This window comes from Burkholderia sp. BCC0097 (assembly GCF_902832985.1).
GTDB lineage: Bacteria > Pseudomonadota > Gammaproteobacteria > Burkholderiales > Burkholderiaceae > Burkholderia > Burkholderia orbicola.
Genome location: NZ_CADFDM010000004.1, coordinates 761,819 through 779,087, shown reverse-complemented (window position 1 = coordinate 779,087; position 17,269 = coordinate 761,819). Strand labels below are relative to the sequence as shown.

Genomic DNA, 17,269 nt, shown 5'->3' with positions numbered 1-17,269 from the left:
CTCACTGCGACGACGCGCTCGAATCGGCGAGCGGCATCGCGACGCCGGCCGGCGCGGGCGTGCGGCGCCGGCGCAGCATGTCGCGCGTGATCCGCACGTGCTGCTCGGCGAACGCCTGCGTGGTCAGGTCGCGTTCGCGCAGGGACGCAGCAGCGGCCCGCGCGCAGTCGAGCGCCGCCGCCGGGTCGGCGACGAAGCGGTCGGCGGCCTGGCGCATCGCCTGCGCGTCGAACGCCGGCACATAGGCGGCCGTATCGTGCGGGAAGTAGTCGCTCAGGCCGCCCACGTCGGACACGATCATCGGCTTGCCGACGGCCGCCGCCTCGAGCATCACCGTGATGCCCGACGCGTGGAAATTCGGCCGCAGCGGCACGACGATCACGTCGGCCCACGCGTACAGCTCATGCTGCTTCGCGAGCCCCGACGCCGGGCCGATCCGCACGTTCGGCGCATGCCACTCGCGCGGCACGCGGCGGCGCGTCGCGAGCCGCACCTCGTAGCGTTCGTCGCCGCCGAACGCGGCGAGGAACGTGCGCCAGTCGCGGTCGCGGTCGTTGCCGATCGCCGCGATCCGCAGCGGCCGGTTCGGTTGCCATTGCCGCGGCTCGACCGGCGGGAAATCCTGCGTGTTCAGCCCGTAGTAGACGAACTCGGCTTCGCGCCCGAGATAGCGCCGGCACAGGTCGGCGTTGTCGCGGGCGAGCGTGGTCAGCGCGTCGGCGCGCGCGAGCAGCTTGCGGTACAGCCAGCGGCGCGGGCCGCCGAAACTGCCCCACTTGTCGAACAGCCACACGCTCTGCGCGAGCAGCAGCGGGCGCTTGCCCTGCGCGCCGGCCAGCTTGAGGACCAGCGCGGCGGCCAGATGTTCCTGCTCGGTGTGCGTCCAGATCACGTCGGTGGCGAGCAGCGCCGCGCGATTGCGCCACGCATGCACGACGTCGAAGCCGAGCGCCGCCTTCAGCGCGCGGCGCGCGACGCTCACGACGCGGTTCTCGCCGACGTCCTGCGAATAGGTCAGCCGGAATTCGTCGGATTCGGCGTGGTGATAGCCATACAGGCAGCCGATGTCGTCGCCTTTCCGGTAGGTACGCGGATCGGCGCCGTAGAACAGATGGACGTGGACTTTGGTTGCAGCCTTCGTGGTCATGCGAGCCCTCCGGGTATGGCCGCGCGCGGTGCGCGCAGGGCGTTCAAGACGTCACCGGCGGCATCGCCGCACGGTGGGGGGCAAGGTTGGTGCGACGCGCATCGCGGGCGCCGCGGCGCACCGCGCGCCAGTGCGCGAGCACGCGGGCGCGCCGCGCGGTCGGCAGCGCCAGCAGCAGGTGCGCGAAGCCCGGATAGACGCGCGTGCCGACCAGCGTCCACCACCACCACGCGATCTCGCGCCGCAGCGGCGGCAGATGCTCGCGCAGGATCAGGTGCAGGTTGTGCGCGCCGTTGCTGATCGCGTTCAGCGACGCGGCATCGCGCCGGTCGTCGTCGAAGCGCTCGGCCGGAAAATGATCGACCGCGATCGCCGGGTCGTAGACGAGCTTCCAGCCTTCGCGCTGCACGTGCATGCTGAAGCCCATGTCGTTGTGCACCTGCGCGCCGGCGCCGCGCAGCCGCGTGTCGAAGCGCAGCCGTTCGATCGCCGCGCGGCGGTAGCTCATGTTCGCGCCCTTGAGCATGTCGACTTCGCGCGCGCCGCCGACGCCGAGGTGATGATTGCCGACGATCTTGCCGGACAGCGTGAGCTGGCCGACGAGTTCGCGCGATTCGTCGAGCACGCGGCCTTTCTCGTGCACCCAGTCGCGTCCGCCGACCGCGCCCACGCGCGGGTCGGCCTGGAATACGGCTTCGATGCGCGCGAGCCAGTCGGGGCGCGGCGCCGCATCGTCGTCGGTGATCGCGACGATGTCGCCCGTCGCCGAGTCGAGCCCCTTGTTCAGCGCGGCCACCTGCCCCCCCACGTCGACCGGCACGATGCGCAGCGGCAGCGCGCCGCCGACCGCCGGATCGGCGAGCCGTTCGTGCGTGGCGTCGTCCTCCGGGCGCGCGACGACGATCACCTCGTCGGGCAGCCGCTGCTGCCGCTGCAGCGCCAGCAGGCAGCGCGCGAGGTCGGCGGGGCGCCGATAGGTCGGAACGAGCACGGAAATTTTCATCGAGGATTCTCCAGTCGGCCGGGCAGGCGCTCGCGCCGGCCCGGTGTCGTGAAATGCGGTCAAGCGCTCAGGTATTCATGCACGGCCGCATAGCCGCGGCCATAGCCGCGTGCCTTCGGCGGCACGCCATTGAAGATCCCGCCTTCCAGATCGACGCCCGCGGTGCGCAGGCGCTTGATCGCATCGGCGATTTCGCCTTCGGTATGCATGCCCGAGCGCAGCACGAGGAACGTCGAGCCGGCCATGCGGCCGATGATGGTCGCGTCGGTCACCGCCAGCACCGGCGGCGAATCGATCAGCACGACGTCGTAGCGCTTGCCGAGCCCTTCGAGGTATTGCGGCAGGCGCGTCGACATCAGCAGCTCCGACGGGTTCGGCGGCCGCGTGCCGGCCGCGATGAACGACAGGCCCGGCACCGGCGTCTCGCGGATCGCTTCCTCGAGCGGCGACTGATCGCTCAGCAGCTCCGACAGGCCCGGCTGCACGGTCAGGCCGAAGTAGCGGTCGAGCATCCCGCGGCGCATGTCGGCGTCGATCAGCAGCACGCGCTTGCCCGAATGCGCGAGCAGCACCGCGAGGTTGACCGTCAAAAAGCTCTTGCCGATGCCCGGTGTCGGGCCGGTCAGCACGATCACGCGGTTCTTCGCGTCCATCATCGCGAACTGCATCGCGGTGCGCAGGCTGCGCATGCTCTCGACGCTCAGGTCCTTCGGACGCAGGCTCGCGAGGATCGGCCGCGCACGGCTGCCGCCCTTCTCCGCCGCCGCGTCGAGCTTCACCTGCTCGGCGCTTTGCGGCACCAGCCCGTACAGCGGCAGGTTGAACGTGCGCTCGATGCGATCGGGATCCTCGATGCCCTGGAACAGGTTGCGGCGCAGGAACACGACGCCCGTGCCGAGGATCAGCCCGAGGAACACGGCGGCCGACAGGATCAGCACCTTCTTCGGCTTGACCGGCGCGCCCGGGCGCAGCGCCGAATCGATGAGGTGGATGTTGCCGCCCGTGCCGGCCTTCTGCACCGACAGCTCCTGCACGCGGTTCAGCAGCAGCACGTAGATGTCCTCGGCAACCTTCGCGTCGCGCTGGAGCTGGACTGCCTTCACCTCGGTCGCCGGCAGGCTGCGGAAGCGGTTGCTGAACTTGTCCTTCTCGCCCTGCAGCTCCGCGAGCTGCTGCTTCGCGGCGATCACCATCGGATGCGAATCGGTGAAGCGCTGCGCAAGCGACGCGAGCTGCAGCCGCTGCGCGGCGATCTGCTGTTCGTACTGCACGCTGCCTTCGAGGTAGACCTTCGCCTCGTCGCTCGCGTTGATCGAGCCCGACGTGCGCTGGTATTGCGTGAGCGCGGCTTCCGCGCGTTCGAGGTCGGCCTTCAGGCGCGGCTCCTCGCCCTTCAGGAAGTCGAGCATCTTGGTCGCTTCCGCCTGCTTCGCGACCACGTGCTGGTTCAGGTACGACTGCGCGAGCGCGTTCGCGATCGCGGCGGTCTGGTCCGGGTCCTTACCTTCGAGCGAGATCTGCACGACGCCCGTCTGCTTGCCCTGCTCGCTCACCTGGATGCCGGCCTGGAAGCCGCTGATCGCGTCGAGATCGTTGTAGCGCACCACCGTGAACTGCGTGCCGGGGCGCGCGACGAGCTTGCTCACGAGCAGCGTCACGCCGCCGCCCTGCGCCGCTTCGCCGACGCGGCCGGCCAGCAGCCGCGTGCCGTTCTCGTCGACCAGCGAATAGGTGCCGTTCGGGCCGGCCGTCAGCGTCAGCTTCTTGCCTTCGAGCGCCGGCACGACGCTGATCGAGTCGACGTCGGCGACTTCGCCGCCCCACGCGTACGACTTCAGGCCGAGCCATGGCCGCGCCGGCACGCCCGGCGTCGCGAGGCGCGCGGCGAGGCTGCCGAGCACCGGCAGCGTCTTCGGCGCGACCGAGAAGTTCAGCTTGAACTGCTCGACGACCGGCGTGACGACACCGCGGCTCTTGATGATCTCGATTTCCGCATCGGTCGGCGCCTGCTGCGGGCCGCTGTTGATCGACGCGCCCGTCTGCGTCTGTGTGAGCGCCTGCGACGTGTTGTCGTTGCCCTCGACCCGCACGTGCACGTCCGCCTGGTAGACCGGCTTCGCGATGAAGCAGTAGAGGCCGGCGAGCGCGACGACCGTCACCGCGATGCCGAGCAGCAGCCAGATGTCGTCCATGATGACCTGGAGCAACTGGCCGAGGACGACGTCCTCTTCCTCGGTTTTCGCGGTCAGGTCCGCGTAGGAGTGTTTCGCTTGCGTGTTCACCATTCGTTCCCGCTTGAGTGGTGCCGGGGGGCGGGCGCCGCCCCGGCGGGCTATCAGCGCGTGATTTGCCGCATGTAGAAGATCGTCTGGATCGTCGGCAGCACCTGCTGCAGCACGCGGTTGAACTGCACCGAGCCGGCCGTGCTGACGTAGACGACGTCGAGCGGTTGAAGCGGGAAGCGGCTCGACAGCATCAGCGCATCGGGCTGCGTCATGTCGAGGCGGTACACCTCGGGCTTCGTCGGGTTGTCGCGCATCCCGCGCATCACGTAGATCTTGCGCGGGTTCGCATCGGTGTCGAGAATCCCGCCGCCCGCGGTCAGCGCATCGGCGATGGTCAGCTTGCCCTTGAGCATCGGCACCGTGACCGGCGTCTTGACCTCGCCCATGATGAACACGCGGCTGTCGCTGCGGTCCGGCACGTTGACGATGTCGCCCGGCTGCAGCATCACGTTCTGCTTCACTTCGCCGCGATCGAGCACGCCGTTCGCGTCGAGCGTGTAGAGCTTGCCGTCGCGCGTCAGGCGCACGCGCTGCAGGTCGGCCTCGGCGGTCGAGCCGCCGGAACGTGAGATCGCGTCGACGAGCGTGAGCGGCACGTCGCTCACCGCGAGCGGGCCCGGCTGCTTCACCTCGCCCGTCACCTGCACCTTCTGGCTGCGGAACGACAGCACGCGCACGTCGAGCTGCGGATTCTTCACGTAGCGCGACAGGCTGGACGCCATCTCGTCGCGGATCTGCGCGACCGTCTTGCCCGCCACGCGGATGCGGCCGACGAACGGGAAGAAGATCGTGCCGTCGGCGGCGACCGTCTGGCCGTACGGATCGGCCTGGCCCGGCAGCGCGGTCGTATACGGCTGCTGCAGCGCGCCCGCGACCGACTGCGTCGTGTTGCCGCCGCTCGAGAACGACTGGCCCTGCGGCGTCGTCAGCTCCGGGTGGTCCCACACGGTGACGCCGAGGATGTCCTGCGGGCCGACGCGATACGTGTACTGCGACGGATCGGTATAGCGCCCGGGCGGCAGCGGATGATCGACCTGCGCTTTCTGCAGCTGGTCCATCACCACTTTGGCGTCGATGTAATGAACCGGATAGGTTTCGGCCGCTTCCTGCCGGCCTTCGTCCTTCAGGTTCGACGAGTCGAGGTAGTTGCCGGGCGCGGTTGCACAGGCTGACAGGAAAGTCGTCAGCGCGACGGCAAGCGCCACCGGGCGCATCGGGCGTTTCAGCATAGTTTCTGTAGCCATCCTTGAACCAGACGTTCGATCAGTGAGTAGCTCTCGCGGTAGTCGGCCTCGGGGCCGCCGTGCGGGTCCGCGATCTCGGCCCCCTCCCACTTGCCGAGCAGGTGAACCTTGCCGCGGGCGAACGGATCGACCGCTTCGACGGCCTTGATCTGCTCGCGCTCGCTGACGAGAATCAGGTCGGCGTCGCGCACGATCCGGCGCGACAGCCGCCGTGAGCGATGGGTCGTCGCATCGACGCCCCGCTCGGCGAGCAGTCGCCGCATCACCGGATCGATGCCGTCGCCGTCGTTCGCGTGAACGCCGGCCGAATGGAACGTCGGACGCGGGCCGCCGCGCGACGCGGCGTGCGACTTGAACAGCATTTCCGCCGCCGGGCTGCGGCAGACGTTCGCGTGGCAGACGATCAGGATGTTCCGGAACATGGCGTCTCGTAACGGGTGACGAAAAACGGGTTACGCGTTGGCGCGCGCGGCGCCCGGCACGCGCGCGGCGACCGCCTGGCGCGAACCCGGCCGGCCGATCGGGTGGTACTCGATGCCCTGCTCGCTCATCGTCTCCGGCTCGTACAGGTTGCGGCCGTCGAAGATCACGGGCGTCTTCCACAGGCGGCCGAGCGCGACGAAGTCCGGGCTCTTGAACGCCTTCCATTCGGTGACGATCACGAGCGCGTCGGCGTCGCGCGCGGCCTGCGCCTCGTCGTCGACGAAGGAGAGGCGTTCGAGCCAGCTCGGGTGATCGGCGAGATCGAGCGCGATCACGCGGCGCGCTTCCTGCTGCGCGACCGGGTCGTACGCGGCGACGCGCGCGCCGCGCGACAGCAGCTCGGCGATCAGCTCGCGGCTCGGCGCCTCGCGCATGTCGTCGGTGTTCGGCTTGAAGGCCAAACCCCACAGCGCGAACGTGCGGCCGGTCAGGTCCTCGCCGAAACGCGCGACGATCTTCTCGGCGAGCACGCGCTTTTGCGTCGCGTTGACCGACGACACGGCCTTCAGGATCTGCAGCGACTGGCCGTGCTCGTCGGCCGTGCGGATCAGCGCCTCGACGTCCTTCGGGAAGCACGAGCCGCCGTAGCCGCAGCCGGCGTACAGGAAGTGGTAGCCGATGCGCGGATCGGAGCCGATCCCGCGGCGCACGGCCTCGATGTCCGCGCCGAAGCGGTCGGCGAGGTTCGCCAGCTCGTTCATGAACGAGATGCGCGTCGCGAGCATCGCGTTCGCCGCGTATTTCGTGAACTCGGCCGAGCGCACGTCCATGTACAGCGTGCGCTCGTGATTGCGGTTGAACGGCGCGTAGAGCTTCTTCATCAGCTCGCGGGCGCGCTCGCCCGGCACGTCGTCGTCGCAGCCGATCACGATGCGGTCCGGGCGCGTGAAATCGTCGACGGCCGCGCCTTCCTTCAGGAATTCCGGATTCGACACGACCGAGAACATCTGGTCGCCGCCGCGCTTCGCGAGCTCCTCGGCGACCGCCGCGCGCACGCGCTCGGCCGTGCCGACCGGCACCGTCGACTTGTCGACGATCACCTTGAAGCCGGTCATGTAGCGGCCGATGTTGCGCGCCGCCGCGAGCACGTACTGCAGGTCGGCCGAGCCGTCCTCGTCGGGCGGCGTGCCGACCGCGATGAACTGCACGTCGCCGTGCGCGACCGCCGCCTCGATGTCGGTCGAGAAGCGCAGCCGGCCGGCCGAGCGGTTGCGCGCGATGACTTCCTTCAGGCCCGGCTCGTGGATCGGCACGCCGCCGTTGTTCAGGATGTCGATCTTTGCCTGGTCGACGTCGAGACAGAACACGTCGTGCCCGATGTCGGCGAGACAGGCGCCGGTGACGAGCCCTACGTAACCGCTGCCGATGATAGTCAGATTCATGATGTGTCGGACCCCTTGACCAATGATTCGAAATTCGGAAAACCGGAATGCCTGCGTGACGCGGCGCGTCGGTGTCAGTACGCGTTGCTGCCGGTGAAGCCTTTCCACAGCGTCAGCACGACGATCTTGATGTCGAGCCAGAACGACCAGTTCTGCATGTAGTACAGGTCGAGCTTCACGCGGCCCATCATCTTCTCGATCTGGTCGGTCTCGCCGCGATAGCCGTTGATCTGCGCCCATCCGGTGATGCCGGGCTTGATCCGGTAGCGGAACATGTAGCCCTTGACCAGATCCTTGTAGATGTCGTCGTGCGCGAGCGCATGCGGGCGTGGGCCCACCACCGACATCTCGCCCTTCAGCACGTTGATGAACTGCGGCAGCTCGTCGAGGCTCGTGCGGCGCAGGAACCGGCCGACCGGCGTCACGCGCGAGTCGTTCTTGGTCGCCTGCGTGACCTGACCGGCCACTTCCTGGTGCACCTTCATCGAGCGAAACTTGTAGATCTCGAACTCGTGCCCGTCGATGCCCTTGCGCTTCTGCCGAAAGAACACCGGCCCGCGCGAGGTCAGCTTGATCAGCGCCGCGATCAGCACCATCACCGGCGCGAGCGCCGTGAGCGCCGCCAGCGCGAACAGCCGGTCGAACACGAACTTCGGCAAGATCCGCACGTCGGTGATCGGCGACGCCGCGAGGTTGATCGCCGGCACGCCGAGCACCTCGACCACTTCCTGGTTGAAGAACGACAGTGTGCGCACATCCGGAATGAAGCGGATGTTCACGAAGTCGTGGCGAAACACCGTCACGATCTGGTGAATCCGGCGCTCTTCCGTGATCGGCAGCGTGAGCCACAGCTCGCTGATCGCGCGGCTGCGCACCAGCCACACCAGCGATTCGAACTGCCGTTCGATGCGCACGTCGTCGAGCGCGACTTCGCCCGGCGCCTCGCTTTCGTCGTACACGCACACCGGGTTGAAGCCGGCCTCCGGACGCGCCCGCATCTGCGCGATCAGCCGCCGCGCCGCCGGCGTGCCGCCGACGATCGCCACCGCCTTCAGGTTGTAGCCGCCGCGGCGCAATTGCCGCAGCACGACGTGCACGCAAGCCTTCGAACCGGCGAGCAGCACCGTCGTCGCGAGCGCCCAGTAACCCAGCCACAGCCGCGACAGGTCGCCCGACTGGTGAAAACTGAAACTCATCAGGATGCCCGCGAGCTCGACCGCGAGCCATGCGAACACGACCCGCCCCATCAGCCCGACGAGGCGCTTGCCGCGCCACGACTGGTAGATGCCGAAGGCCGGAAAGAACACGACGACCAGCAGGCAGTCGAACAGCACCGTCGTGCGCTGCAGGTCGCTGAGCCCGATGCTGCCGTCGTGCAGCGCGGCCGCGATCAGCGCGCCCGTCACGACCATCGCGATATCGATGACTCTCGCCAGCACGCTCAACATGTCTGTTTCCTCTTCTTTGAACAGGCGTTTGCCGAACAGCGCCTTGTGCAGCCCGTGCCGCACACTCGATTCAAACGTTGCATGACGCTATTGAAGCGACAAGAAAATTCATCCTCAAGCGCACAAGTATTTCGAAAAATAATCGGAAATTCTTGCCGCGATCTTTTTTAATTAAATCGGCAGCTTTTCCCGAATGGGGCGGGAACGGGGATTTTTTCGGCATCTTTACGATTTCCGCTCGCCCTTTGCGGGCAGGCATGCCGGGCCGGTTTCCGGAATTATTTTTTATTTTTTTATTTCCGGCCGGTGCTAGCGCGGAAAATTCTCCCGGATGAATGCGTGGCGGATATCCGCCATTGGGTCAGGTTTTATTGTCGATTTACTTCATGCTACAACGACAGGCACTGACTTCAACCGTGGAGAGTGTCATCATGAATGCTCCGGCAGTGGTCGCCGAAACGCGCCATGCTTCTTCCGCCGCACCCGCCGCCGGTACCGCCGCCGGCACACGTCTTGCCGTGCAGCCCGTGATTCTCGCCGGCGGTTCCGGCACGCGCCTGTGGCCGATGTCGCGCGAGCGCTTTCCGAAACAGCTGATCGGACTGCTCGGCGATCATTCGCTGCTGCAGTCCACCGCGCTGCGCCTCGACGGCCTGACGGCCGACTACCCGCTGAACGACGACGTGCTGATCGTATGCGGCGAGGATCATCGCTTCACGACCGCCGAACAGCTGCGCCTGACGGCCAGGAACGCGACCATCATGCTCGAGCCGCTCGGCCGCGACACCGCGCCGGCGCTGACGCTCGCCGCGCTGCGGCTCGTCGCGAACGGCAACGACGCGGTGATGACCGTGATGCCGGCCGACCATGCGGTCGCCGACCTGCCGCGCTTTCACGCGGCCGTCGCGGCCGGCGTGCACTGCGCGGCGCAAGGCAAGATCGCGACGATGGGCATCGTGCCCACGCACGCGGAAACCGGCTACGGCTACATCCGTGTCGGCGCGCCGCTCGGCGACGCCGGAACGGGCACCCTCGACGTGCGCCGCCTCGACCGTTTCGTCGAGAAGCCGCACCTCGAACTTGCGCAGCAGTACGTCGCGTCGGGCGAATACTGGTGGAACAGCGGCATCTTCATCGTGCGCGCGTCGGTCTGGCTGAAGGCGATCCGGCAGCTCGAACCCGCCATCCATGCGGCCTGCGAACAGGCCGTCGCCCAAGGCAGGGACGACGGCGATTTCTTCCGCGTCGATCGCGACGCATTCGCCGCATCGCCATCGAACTCGATCGACTACGCGGTGATGGAGCCGCTCGCGAGCCAGCCGCAACTGTGCGAAAGCGTCGTCGTGCCGCTCGATGCGGGCTGGTCCGACGTCGGCTCATGGGACGCGATCTGGCAGATCTCGCCGAAGGACGAGAGCGGCAACGTCGGCCGCGGCCACGTGCTGTTCGAAGGCGCCGACTCGACGTTCGCGCATTCGGAAAGCCGGCTCGTCGCCTGCGTCGGCACGCAGAATCTGGTCGTCGTCGAAACGCCGGACGCCGTGCTCGTCGCGGATAAATCGCGCGTGCAGGACGTGAAGAAGATCGTCGGGCACATCAAGGCGCGACAGGGCACCGAAGCGACCGATCACCGCAAGGTGCATCGTCCGTGGGGCCACTACGACTCGGTCGACACCGGCGAGCGCTTCCAGGTGAAACGCATCGTCGTGAAGCCGGGCGCGCAACTGTCGCTGCAGATGCACCACCACCGCGCCGAACACTGGATCGTCGTGCGCGGCACGGCACGCATCACGCGCGGTGACGAAACGTTCCTGCTGTCCGAAAACGAATCGACGTACATTCCGCTCGGCGTCTCGCACCGCCTGGAGAACCCGGGCAAGATGCCGCTCGAGCTGATCGAAGTGCAGTCGGGCGCGTATCTCGGCGAGGACGACATCGTCCGCTTCGACGATACCTACGGCCGGCAGTAACGCGTCATGCAACAAAGGGCGCCGCTTATACAGCGGCGCCCGGGATAGGCAGACATGGAGACACGGGACTTCCGCGCGGGCGTCGTGGCACACGACGGCCCGCGCGTTGCACGGCAGCGGCGATCAGCCTACGCGGTACGCGTATTCGCGACGCTCCGACTGCACGGGATCGTTGCGGCTTTCCGACAACACGCCCGCGCGACGCTCGGCGATGAAGCGCTTGATGTCCGATTCCGCGCGCGCCAGCGCCGACAAGCCGGCCAGCACCTCACCTTGCGGCTCGCGCGCCGGCGCGTCGCTCGCACCGTGGCGATCGATCCACTGGCGCGCCCACTCGAGCGCGTACTGCTCGGCTGCCTCGGCGTCGGTGAAGCGCGGGCCGATCAGACCCGAGCGTTCGACGCGCCGGTCGTCCTGCGAGATCTCGGCCCACGCGCGATACATCAGGTTCTGCACGGGCTGCGCGATGCCGCTGATCGTATAGCCGCGATACTCGTCGACCTGCGGCTCGGCCGCGGCGAAGCTCGCCGCCGACGCCCGCGCATGGCGCAGCTCCGCGACGGGCGCGCCGGGCACCGTGAACGACACGTCGGCGCGGCCGTCCATCCGGTCGTCCGGCATCGTACTCAACGACGCACCCTCGCCCTGCCAAACGTTTGCCTGCGCAACCGGCAATTGCCACGACTCGGGGTTTTGCCAGAACACGCCGCGCAGACGATCGTTGTCGGGCACGGGCTCCGCGCGACGGGCCGGCGCGACCGCCTCCGGCGGCGGCGGAATATACGCGAACGTGCGCCCGCTGAACTGGGTCAGCACGTCGATCATCTTCAGCAGCGTGCCGTTCGCCAGCCATTCCTCGTAGCGGCGGCGGCACGTCGGCCCGGACGGATAGCGACCGGGCAGCTTGGACCAGGCTTCCCCGGTCGTCAGGATCCACAGCACCGCATTGGCGACGACGCGCGGTTCGGCGCGTGGACGCCCGCGACGGTTCAGCCGGATGGGTTCATCGGCGATCAGCGCTGAAAGGCGAAACCACTCTTCATCGTTAAGCTCATCGAAGAACATAGTCGATCTCTCCACGCAGCCAGGCCGGGGCTGCGATTGGCGGCGCCGTCGCGACACTTCGCGTCGCGGGGCGGCCAGGTTGCACATTATGGTTATCCGGCGTTGTGCATACCGGGCGACACCGCACTTTCTCGGTGCCGCGATTCCCGGCAATGGCGCACAAATCGCGGTCTCACTCCAATGTGGGAATTTTTGTGCACGAAGCATACCATCCCTAGGGTTTATCTCAATATGACAATGACTTAATGTTACGCACTGAAACAACCTGCCATGGGCGGGCAAACCATTTATGCTTGAATTTTTTTGCGAGATCTTTATGCCGAAGGCTGCAAAGGCCCGTCTGGCGGGGCTCTGAAGCGTCTGAAGAATGCGCTGAAACGGCGGTTTCGGGCTGCTCAGGCCCCTGCCGACAACACCGCCCGGAATAGCCCCCGAAAATCGGTAAATCAGGGAAAAATTCGTAACGAGATATTCACGAATCGGTAAATCATTCAAATTGAGCTGTATCAAATTATCTTCATGCACAATCTCTTTATTGTTTCCCTGCGAGTGATGAAAACACACTGACGCGGCGCGCCCAATGTGTCCCCGCATGCAAATCCGTCACGCTTGTTACAACTTGGCGGCAAGCGCCACGCGGCCGCGCCGCACGGCGTGGGCGGGGGGTTTCTTCGGGTCGGAACGGAAAGAACAAGCCCGCGGGCGTGGCACGCGGTGGGGTGGCAGTGGCGCTAGCGCAGATCGCCGGCCAGCGACGCGGTCACGTCCGCGTCCACCCGCTGCGGCGGCATCGTGTAGGCCGGGTGATCGCAGCCGATCGACAGCGCCGCCCCGCCCTTGAGCGCCGCGCGCATCGGCGCATCGAACTCGAAGCGGACGAAGTGCACGGCCGAGGTTTTCTCCGCGTTGTCGCGCTCGAGATCCTCGTCGGCGATCGCGTAGACGCTCGCGTATCCGTCGACCCGCAGGTACACGCGATCCTCGACCCCGATCAGCCGCGCGAGCGCCGCGCGCCGTTCGATCTCGTGCTCATACTCGATCTGCATCGTCGCCTTCAGGTTGGTGCCGTCGGGCACCAGCGGCAGATACGCTTCCAGCTCCCCTTCGATGCCGGCTTCGTCGAAGATCTTCTCGATGTGCAGCATCTCGTGGATCTGGTAGCGAATCGTCGTTTCGTCCTCGAACAGGAAACGCAAGTGGTTGCCGAGCGCCACCGCGCGGCGGCGCTTGTACGCGACGAGCCGCGCGTGTTCGGCCTTGCGGATCTTCGCGTACGCTTCGAGCGTCAGCAGGGAGTCGCGGGTCAGCGTCATGGGTGTCCTCGTGAATGGCCGGCAGCGGCTCAGATGCCGTACGCGCGACGCAGCAGCGTCAGCGGATGCGCGAGCGGCGCTTGCGGCAACCCCTTCTCGTCGATGCCCTGCACGATGTGATGGCCGGCGAGCGCGCAGTCGGACGACACGACATCCGGCCGCGGCTCGGCCATCGCCTTGAACACCGGCGCGCCGATCCGCATCGCGTCCGCATGAAATGCCTTCTTCACGCCGAAGGTGCCCGCGTGGCCGGAGCAACGCTCGACGACGTTCACGCGCGTATCGGGCACGAGCGACAGCGCATCAGCCGTCTTGCGGCCGATGTTCTGCACGCGCGCATGGCATGGCACGTGATACGACACGGTGCCGAGGCCGGTCTTGAAATCGGTCTTGAGCAGCCCGTCGCGATGCCGCGCGATCACGTATTCGAACGGGTCCCAGAACGCGTCGGCCACCGTGCGCACGGCTGCGTCATCAGGGAACATCAGCGGCAGCTCGCTCTTGTACATCAGCACGCAGCTCGGAATCGCGCCGATCAGCGCATAACCTTCGCGCGCGTAGCGTTCGAGCACCGGGATGTTGACGGCCTTCTTCGCGGCGACGCCGTCGAGATTGCCCTGCTCGAGCAGCGGCATCCCGCAGCACGCTTCGCGCGAGACGAGTTCGTACGGGATCTCGTTGTGCGCGAGGATCGCGAGCAGGTCGTGGCCGATCCCCGGCTCGTTGAAATTCACGTAGCACGTCGCATAGATCGCGACCTTGCCGGGCGTGCGTTCGCCGTCGCGCACGGGCGGGTCGTCCGAGCGCGTGGCGGCGCGCCGGAACGTCCGCGGCGCGAATTCCGGCAGCCACGCATGGCGATCGACGCCGAGCGCCGCTTCGAGCGCGTGGCGTGCGGGCGGCGTGCGGTTCACCGCGTTGACCGCCTGCGTGACGACCGGAATGCCCGCGAAATGACCGAGCGCATCGGTATTCGACAGCACCTTGTCGCGCAGCGGCGCTTCGCCGCGTTTGTAGCGCGCGGCCTTGGCGCGCAGCATCAGGTGCGGGAAGTCGACGTTCCATGCGTGCGGCGGCACGTACGGGCATTTCGTCATGTAGCAGAGGTCGCACAGATAGCACTGGTCGACGACCTTGCCGAACGCGGCCTTCGGCACTTCCTCGACGTCGCCCATCGGCGTGTCGTCGACCAGGTCGAACAGCGCCGGGAACGCGCCGCACAGCGACACGCAGCGCCGGCAGCCGGCGCAAATGTCGAACACGCGCGTCATTTCCGCATCGATCGCCGCCTGGTCGTAGAACGCTTCGGACTGCCAGTCGAGCGGATGCCGGGTCGGCGCTTCGAGACTGCCTTCCTTGTGGGGCATGGGGCGCTCCCGCGTGGCGCGCATGTGCGCAAGCGCACCGCCCGCACGGTGCGGGCGGCGACGGAACGAACAGCCGGCCGCGTGCCGGACGCGCGGCGCTGCCGGGCGGCCGCGCGGCGGCCCGTCAGTCGACGAGACTGTCCAGCGCCTTCGTGTAGCGGTTCGCGTGGCTGCGTTCGGCCTTCGCGAGCGTCTCGAACCAGTTCGCGATTTCGTCGAAACCTTCGTCGCGCGCGGTCTTCGCCATGCCCGGATACATGTCGGTGTATTCGTGCGTTTCGCCGGCGATCGCCGATTCGAGATTCAGCCGCGACGAACCGAACGGCAAGCCGGTGGCCGGATCGCCGACGGCTTCCAGGTATTCGAGATGGCCGTGCGCATGGCCGGTTTCGCCTTCGGCGGTCGAGCGGAACAGCGCGGCGACGTCGTTCTGCCCCTCGACGTCGGCCTTCGAAGCGAAATACAGATAGCGCCGATTCGCCTGCGATTCGCCCGCGAATGCGGCCTTCAGGTTCTCTTCGGTTTTGCTGCCCTTGAGCTGAGCCATTTGCGCCTCCGTTCGAGTCGGCGCGGCCGCGTGCGACGCCGGGCCGATCAGATATGTGGGGAACGATGCTTGCGCCGGGCGCGCATCGTGCTCTTCAATCTAGGCGCTCAAGTTCGCATCCCCCAATAGGCTTTTTCAATGCGGGCGATAGTGTGCTGCGCGGGGCGTGGGGCGGACAGTCGGGAAGATGGACTGGGCGCGGTCGTCATGCGCGGTGCGTGGTGCGTGGTGCGCGGTGCGCGGTGCGCGGTGCGCGGTGCGCGGTGCGCGGTGCGCGGTGCGGCATAGGGGATACGGCATACGGCGCCGCGTCACGCGTCCATCGCGCGCTTGAGCAGCAATTCGCGCTCACGTTCGTTGCGCGTCAGTTCCGCCGCACGGCGAAACTCCCGCTTCGCCTCGTCGGCGCGGCCGAGCTTCGCGAGCAGATCGCCACGCACGCTCGGCAGCCAGTGATAGCGCGCGAGCGCCGGATCGTCGCGCAACACGTCGACGAGTTCGAGCGCCGCGGCCGGCCCGAACGCCATCCCCACCGCCACCGCGCGATTCAGCTCGACGACCGGCGACGGCGCGACTTCGGCGAGCGCGTCATACAGTGCGACGATCTGTGCCCAGTCCGTGTCCGCCGCCTGCCGTGCACGCGCGTGGCACGCGGCGAGCGCGGCCTGCAGCGCATACGGCCCGCGCACGCCGCCGAGCTTCGTCGCGCGCTCCAGCGCCGCGAGGCCTCGCCGGATCAGCAACGTATCCCAGCGGCTGCGGTCCTGGTCGAGCAGCAGCACGGGCCGGCCCTGCGCGTCGACGCGGGCATGCATGCGCGACGCTTGCAGTTCCATCAGCGCGACGAGCCCGAGCACTTCGCTTTCGTCCGGCGCGAGCCCGGCCAGCACGCGGCCGAGCCGCAGCGCCTCGTCGCACAGCGCCGGACGCATCCAGTCGTCGCCCGCCGTCGCCGCATGGCCTTCGTTGAACACGAGGTAGATCACTTCGAGCACCGACGCAAGCCGCGCGGGCCGCGCGTCGGCGGCCGGCACCTCGAACGGCACGTGGGCCGCCGCGAGCGTGCGCTTCGCGCGCACGATCCGCTGCGCGATCGTCGGCTCCGGCGTCAGGAACGCGCGCGCGATCTCGCCCGTCGTCAGTCCGCCGAGCAGCCGCAGCGTCAGCGCGACGCGCGCGTCGGTCGAGAGCACCGGGTGGCACGACGTGAAGATCAGCCGCAGCAGATCGTCGCCGATGTCGTCGTCGCCCGCATCGGCGAGCGCGTCCGCGATGTCGGGAACGACGTGCGCCTCGAGCGCGTCCATCTCGTGGCCGAGCTGGTCGCGCTTCGCCGCATGAAGCGACTCCTGCCGGACCCGGTCGAGCGCGCGCCGCTTCACGGCCGTCATCAGCCACGCGGCCGGGTTGTCGGGCACGCCGTCGACGGGCCAGTGCTCGAGCGCCGCGACGAGCGTGTCCTGCGCCAGCTCCTCGGCCACGCCGACGTCGCGCACCACGCGCGCGGCCCGCGCGATGATCTTCGGCGCCTCGATTCGCCAGACCGCTTCGATCGCACGATGCGTCGCCTCATGCGTCACGACGCCTGCCCCTGGGCCGACGCATCCAGCGGCATGGCCATCAGCTCCCACGTATGGCCGTCCGGATCGGTGAACCCGTGGCCGTACATGTTCGGGTACTCGCGCGGCGCCTGCGGCGCGGCCCCGCCGGCCGCCAACGCTTTCGCGACGAGCGCGTCGACTTCGGCGCGGCTGTCGCACGACAGGCACGACAACACCTGGATGTGCGTCGCCGGATCGATGATGGTCTTGTCGGTGAAGGTCTGGAAAAACGGGCGCACGAGCAGCATCGCGAAGATCGTGTCGCTGATCTGGATGCAGGCGGCCTGCTCGTTGGTATAGGCCGGCACGACCTCGAAGCCGAGCGCCTGGTAGAACGTCTTCGCGCGCGGCAGGTCGGCTATCGGCAGGTTGATGAAAACCATCCTGTGCATGACGGGTGCTCCCGGTGAGATT

At 67.6% G+C, this 17,269-nt stretch carries 15 protein-coding genes; 2 read left to right on the top strand and 13 right to left on the bottom strand.

Annotated features, from left to right (window positions below):
• Position 1: 1 nt before the first annotated feature.
• From HWX07_RS17255 to HWX07_RS17225, 7 genes are all read right to left on the bottom strand, one after another.
• Positions 2-1,147, bottom strand: a complete 1,146-nt coding sequence (locus HWX07_RS17255; protein ID WP_175877071.1) for a glycosyltransferase family 4 protein — start codon at positions 1,145-1,147, stop codon at positions 2-4.
• A gap of 43 nt (positions 1,148-1,190) precedes the next feature.
• A complete protein-coding gene (locus HWX07_RS17250) occupies positions 1,191-2,150 on the bottom strand; it encodes a glycosyltransferase family 2 protein (RefSeq protein ID WP_175877070.1) in 960 nt (319 codons plus the stop codon).
• 59 nt (positions 2,151-2,209) lie between these two features.
• Positions 2,210-4,435 (bottom strand): polysaccharide biosynthesis tyrosine autokinase, encoded by a 2,226-nt coding sequence (locus tag HWX07_RS17245; protein ID WP_175877069.1) that lies wholly within the window; start codon positions 4,433-4,435, stop codon positions 2,210-2,212.
• A gap of 50 nt (positions 4,436-4,485) precedes the next feature.
• Positions 4,486-5,664 carry a polysaccharide biosynthesis/export family protein gene (locus HWX07_RS17240; protein WP_012338500.1) on the bottom strand — a complete coding sequence of 393 codons (1,179 nt, stop codon included), beginning with the start codon at positions 5,662-5,664 and terminating at the stop codon, positions 4,486-4,488.
• Positions 5,658-6,101 (bottom strand): low molecular weight protein-tyrosine-phosphatase, encoded by a 444-nt coding sequence (locus HWX07_RS17235; protein WP_011548197.1) that lies wholly within the window; start codon positions 6,099-6,101, stop codon positions 5,658-5,660. Before HWX07_RS17235 ends, HWX07_RS17240 begins: the two co-directional genes overlap by 7 nt.
• A gap of 30 nt (positions 6,102-6,131) precedes the next feature.
• Entirely contained in the window at positions 6,132-7,544 is a 1,413-nt protein-coding gene (locus HWX07_RS17230; RefSeq protein WP_175877068.1) for a UDP-glucose/GDP-mannose dehydrogenase family protein, read from the bottom strand.
• A 74-nt stretch (positions 7,545-7,618) separates the two neighbouring features.
• Positions 7,619-8,992, bottom strand: coding sequence for an undecaprenyl-phosphate glucose phosphotransferase (locus tag HWX07_RS17225; protein WP_175877067.1), 1,374 nt, complete (start codon positions 8,990-8,992; stop codon positions 7,619-7,621).
• Positions 8,993-9,069: 77 nt separating this feature from the next.
• On the opposite strand from HWX07_RS17225, the gene HWX07_RS17220 reads away from it, so the two are divergent.
• Positions 9,070-9,327 carry a hypothetical protein gene (locus HWX07_RS17220; protein ID WP_175877066.1) on the top strand — a complete coding sequence of 86 codons (258 nt, stop codon included), beginning with the start codon at positions 9,070-9,072 and terminating at the stop codon, positions 9,325-9,327.
• Positions 9,328-9,423: 96 nt separating this feature from the next.
• On the top strand, positions 9,424-10,962 hold the full coding sequence (locus tag HWX07_RS17215; RefSeq protein ID WP_175877065.1) for a mannose-1-phosphate guanylyltransferase/mannose-6-phosphate isomerase: 1,539 nt from the start codon (positions 9,424-9,426) through the stop codon (positions 10,960-10,962).
• Between the two features lie 123 nt (positions 10,963-11,085).
• Here HWX07_RS17215 and HWX07_RS17210 read toward each other — a convergent pair whose 3' ends face one another.
• The 6 genes from HWX07_RS17210 to HWX07_RS17185 form a co-directional block, all read right to left on the bottom strand.
• A complete protein-coding gene (locus tag HWX07_RS17210) occupies positions 11,086-12,027 on the bottom strand; it encodes a transposase (protein WP_175877120.1) in 942 nt (313 codons plus the stop codon).
• A 731-nt stretch (positions 12,028-12,758) separates the two neighbouring features.
• Positions 12,759-13,340, bottom strand: a complete 582-nt coding sequence (locus HWX07_RS17205) for a DUF3501 family protein (RefSeq protein ID WP_124698263.1) — start codon at positions 13,338-13,340, stop codon at positions 12,759-12,761.
• A 29-nt stretch (positions 13,341-13,369) separates the two neighbouring features.
• Positions 13,370-14,707 (bottom strand): heterodisulfide reductase-related iron-sulfur binding cluster, encoded by a 1,338-nt coding sequence (locus tag HWX07_RS17200; RefSeq protein ID WP_175877064.1) that lies wholly within the window; start codon positions 14,705-14,707, stop codon positions 13,370-13,372.
• Positions 14,708-14,831: 124 nt separating this feature from the next.
• A complete protein-coding gene (locus HWX07_RS17195; RefSeq protein ID WP_006497294.1) occupies positions 14,832-15,254 on the bottom strand; it encodes a rubrerythrin family protein in 423 nt (140 codons plus the stop codon).
• Positions 15,255-15,565: 311 nt separating this feature from the next.
• Positions 15,566-16,834 carry an RNA polymerase sigma factor gene (locus tag HWX07_RS17190; RefSeq protein WP_175877063.1) on the bottom strand — a complete coding sequence of 423 codons (1,269 nt, stop codon included), beginning with the start codon at positions 16,832-16,834 and terminating at the stop codon, positions 15,566-15,568.
• The gene (locus tag HWX07_RS17185; RefSeq protein ID WP_175877062.1) at positions 16,831-17,247 is read right to left on the bottom strand and encodes a VOC family protein; all 417 of its coding nucleotides are present in this window, start codon (positions 17,245-17,247) and stop codon (positions 16,831-16,833) included. Before HWX07_RS17185 ends, HWX07_RS17190 begins: the two co-directional genes overlap by 4 nt.
• Positions 17,248-17,269 lie beyond the last annotated feature (22 nt).

Coding starts and splice junctions, on each gene's coding strand:
- HWX07_RS17205 (WP_124698263.1), bottom strand. CDS start 13,340: ATGACGCTGACCCGCGACTCCCTGCTGACGCTCGAAGCGTACGCGAAG.
- HWX07_RS17230 (WP_175877068.1), bottom strand. CDS start 7,544: ATGAATCTGACTATCATCGGCAGCGGTTACGTAGGGCTCGTCACCGGC.
- HWX07_RS17210 (WP_175877120.1), bottom strand. CDS start 12,027: ATGTTCTTCGATGAGCTTAACGATGAAGAGTGGTTTCGCCTTTCAGCG.
- HWX07_RS17225 (WP_175877067.1), bottom strand. CDS start 8,992: ATGTTGAGCGTGCTGGCGAGAGTCATCGATATCGCGATGGTCGTGACG.
- HWX07_RS17200 (WP_175877064.1), bottom strand. CDS start 14,707: ATGCCCCACAAGGAAGGCAGTCTCGAAGCGCCGACCCGGCATCCGCTC.
- HWX07_RS17235 (WP_011548197.1), bottom strand. CDS start 6,101: ATGTTCCGGAACATCCTGATCGTCTGCCACGCGAACGTCTGCCGCAGC.
- HWX07_RS17240 (WP_012338500.1), bottom strand. CDS start 5,664: ATGCTGAAACGCCCGATGCGCCCGGTGGCGCTTGCCGTCGCGCTGACG.
- HWX07_RS17215 (WP_175877065.1), top strand. CDS start 9,424: ATGAATGCTCCGGCAGTGGTCGCCGAAACGCGCCATGCTTCTTCCGCC.
- HWX07_RS17250 (WP_175877070.1), bottom strand. CDS start 2,150: ATGAAAATTTCCGTGCTCGTTCCGACCTATCGGCGCCCCGCCGACCTC.
- HWX07_RS17195 (WP_006497294.1), bottom strand. CDS start 15,254: ATGGCTCAGCTCAAGGGCAGCAAAACCGAAGAGAACCTGAAGGCCGCA.
- HWX07_RS17255 (WP_175877071.1), bottom strand. CDS start 1,147: ATGACCACGAAGGCTGCAACCAAAGTCCACGTCCATCTGTTCTACGGC.
- HWX07_RS17245 (WP_175877069.1), bottom strand. CDS start 4,435: ATGGTGAACACGCAAGCGAAACACTCCTACGCGGACCTGACCGCGAAA.
- HWX07_RS17185 (WP_175877062.1), bottom strand. CDS start 17,247: ATGCACAGGATGGTTTTCATCAACCTGCCGATAGCCGACCTGCCGCGC.